The organism is Candidatus Saccharimonadales bacterium (assembly GCA_036397795.1).
Lineage (GTDB): Bacteria > Patescibacteriota > Saccharimonadia > Saccharimonadales > DASWIF01 > DASWIF01.
Map to the genome: position 1 here is coordinate 1 of DASWIF010000047.1, position 2,233 is coordinate 2,233.

Annotated in this window: 6 protein-coding genes; all 6 read left to right on the forward strand. The window is 51.9% G+C overall.

Annotated elements, in window-relative coordinates; genetic code table 11:
• Positions 1 to 222: hypothetical protein (locus tag VGA08_03180; GenBank protein ID HEX9679596.1), on the forward strand; the 222-nt coding region annotated here is incomplete at its 5' end.
• 10 nt (positions 223 to 232) lie between these two features.
• Complete coding sequence (locus tag VGA08_03185) at positions 233 to 643, forward strand: hypothetical protein (GenBank protein ID HEX9679597.1); 411 nt, start codon at positions 233 to 235, stop codon at positions 641 to 643.
• Between the two features lie 7 nt (positions 644 to 650).
• Positions 651 to 1,118, forward strand: coding sequence for a hypothetical protein (locus VGA08_03190; GenBank protein ID HEX9679598.1), 468 nt, complete (start codon positions 651 to 653; stop codon positions 1,116 to 1,118).
• A gap of 2 nt (positions 1,119 to 1,120) precedes the next feature.
• Entirely contained in the window at positions 1,121 to 1,531 is a 411-nt protein-coding gene (locus tag VGA08_03195) for a hypothetical protein (GenBank protein HEX9679599.1), read from the forward strand.
• Positions 1,532 to 1,547: 16 nt separating this feature from the next.
• Positions 1,548 to 1,937 (forward strand): hypothetical protein, encoded by a 390-nt coding sequence (locus VGA08_03200; protein ID HEX9679600.1) that lies wholly within the window; start codon positions 1,548 to 1,550, stop codon positions 1,935 to 1,937.
• Between the two features lie 3 nt (positions 1,938 to 1,940).
• Positions 1,941 to 2,233 (forward strand): hypothetical protein (locus VGA08_03205; GenBank protein ID HEX9679601.1); only part of this gene is annotated, 293 nt, incomplete at its 3' end.

Sequence of the window (2,233 nt, forward strand, 5' to 3'; positions counted from 1 at the left end):
AACAACCTCACCTTTTTACTCGGCGCGTTTTTCCTGATCCGAGTCATCTGGGGCGGCTGGCTTTGGTTAACCGCTCGCGGCAATGAACAGCAAGTCACCAAAGCTCAGCATATGATTTTTCATGCGATTGTCGGGATGGCAATTGTGATCGGAGCGCGGTTAATAGCCGAACTGGCCCTGCTAATAATTGGCCAAGCGACTCTGGGCGATCCTGGCTCTTAAGCTTTTTTGTATGCGCTTTCGCGGACTACAACTTGGGCTCATCTCCGTCCTCTTCTTTGTGGGAACCGCCAGCCTGGCCGGAGCGGCGTCTGAGTCAGGCATTTTTGAGCAGTCCAGCCAGGGCTTTAAAACCGCCGCTAACGCGTTGTTCCAGGAAGGCATTGAAGGCGGCACATTTGAACAGCGGCTCTTAGCGATTATCAATTTTCTGCTGACCTTTGTCGGGATTATCGCTTTTTTGCTGCTGCTTTGGGCCGGCTGGGAATGGATGATGGCTCGCGGCAACGAGCAGAAGATTGAAAAGTCCAAAACCATGGTGCGCGAAATTATCATTGCCCTTATTATCATCTTCACCGCCCGCCTGGTCGTTGAATTTATCCTAACCCAGATTGGTGGCGTAATTGAACAAGGCGGGTTATAATACGCTTATGCGACGAATGAATCTACTTTTTATACTCATCACCGTACTCGGGAGCGCGGTACTGGCGATTTCGGTTCAGCCTGTAGCGGCGGCGAATGTCACCGACAAACTCCTTGACTCATTTGAAGCCAGCGAGCTGCCGTCAACCGGCGCCGACAGTCCAGACGCGGCTGCGGCCGGACTTCAACGCGTGGTTGGACTGGCGATTAACGGTTTTATCAGCATTTTCGGCGTCATCTTTTTGTCCCTCATGATTTACGGCGGCTACAAATGGTTGCTGGCTGCCGGCCGTGAAGACCAGGTTTCAAAAGCCAAAGGGATTATTCAGTCCGCCGCGATTGGACTCATTATTGTTCTACTCGCGTTTGTGATTAGCTTCTACATCCTCGACGTCTTGCTCGACGCCACCCAGAAGGTACAAAGTAACCCTCAGCAGGCTCCAAATAATCAGATTCCACCGGTCAACATAACATAATTATGTCTGCCAAATTCACAAAACTTCATAAAACATCAACCGCGCTGCTGACAACTGTTTTTTCATTCGGCGTGACCGGGGCGGCAATGGCGGCTGATGCCCGCGATCGGCTAATTAACGTTGGAGACTCGGCCGGTTTTAACCCGGCCGTTGGGCGGCAAGACTTACCCCGGACAATTGGTGTTATTCTGCAAAGCTTTTTAGCGCTGCTGGGCGTTATTTTCATGGCCTACATTTTTTACGCCGGCTACCTCTGGCTGACCGCGGCCGGGGCCGAAGACCAAATTGGCAAAGCCAAAAAAATTCTGCGAGGCGCGATTGTCGGCGCGCTGGTTGTTCTGACCGCGTATGTCATAACCACGTTTGTCATTCAGCTTGTTGGCGGCGCCGGCATCATTGATGTCGGCGATTAACCAACCGTATAAATTTATGCGAGCAAAAAATCTTTGGCTACTCTTTATCCTCATCCCCCTGCTGCTGACCGTTTCGTTGGCGGTTGTTCAGGCTCAAGATGACAACGAAAGCATTTTCGGCAACCTGGACGCGGCAGCCCAGCCGGCCGGATTCCGAACCGGCGGTGACGCGTCGTTTATCATTGCCCGTCTGATTGGCACGATTGTCGGGGCGCTGATTGCGTTGAGCGGCGTGGTTTTTGTGAGCATGACAGTATACGCCGGGTTGCTCTGGCTAACCTCGGCCGGAGCCGAAGAACAAATTGGCAAAGCTAAAAAAATTCTGCGCAGCTCAATTATTGGCCTGCTTGTAACGCTGGGAAGCTGGGCAATATATCAAACTATCCTGTTCGCGCTGCGCGCCTAAAATATGACTATACGCACTTCACTTTTTGTTTTCTGGCTTGGGCTGACTGCTGTGGCTGGCGGGTTGCTGTTACCGGCTGTCTCGCTGGCCAACGGAGACGGTGAATCTTTGCTCGTTAATGAACGCAAAATTATACAGCACGACCAAACCTTGCAAGAGTCAGCCGGATTCCCAAATGCCGACCAGACCACAATTAGCCAGGTTGTGGCGAATATTATTCGGACGATTGTCGGCTTTACCGGGGTAATTTTTGTTGTTCTGATGGTCTGGGGCGGCCTGATGTGGATGACCTCAGC

Excerpts from the sequence above, each read along its gene's own strand:
- VGA08_03185 (HEX9679597.1), top strand. The coding sequence starts at position 233 with ATGCGCTTTCGCGGACTACAACTTGGGCTCATCTCCGTCCTCTTCTTT.
- VGA08_03190 (HEX9679598.1), top strand. The coding sequence starts at position 651 with ATGCGACGAATGAATCTACTTTTTATACTCATCACCGTACTCGGGAGC.
- VGA08_03195 (HEX9679599.1), top strand. The coding sequence starts at position 1,121 with ATGTCTGCCAAATTCACAAAACTTCATAAAACATCAACCGCGCTGCTG.
- VGA08_03200 (HEX9679600.1), top strand. The coding sequence starts at position 1,548 with ATGCGAGCAAAAAATCTTTGGCTACTCTTTATCCTCATCCCCCTGCTG.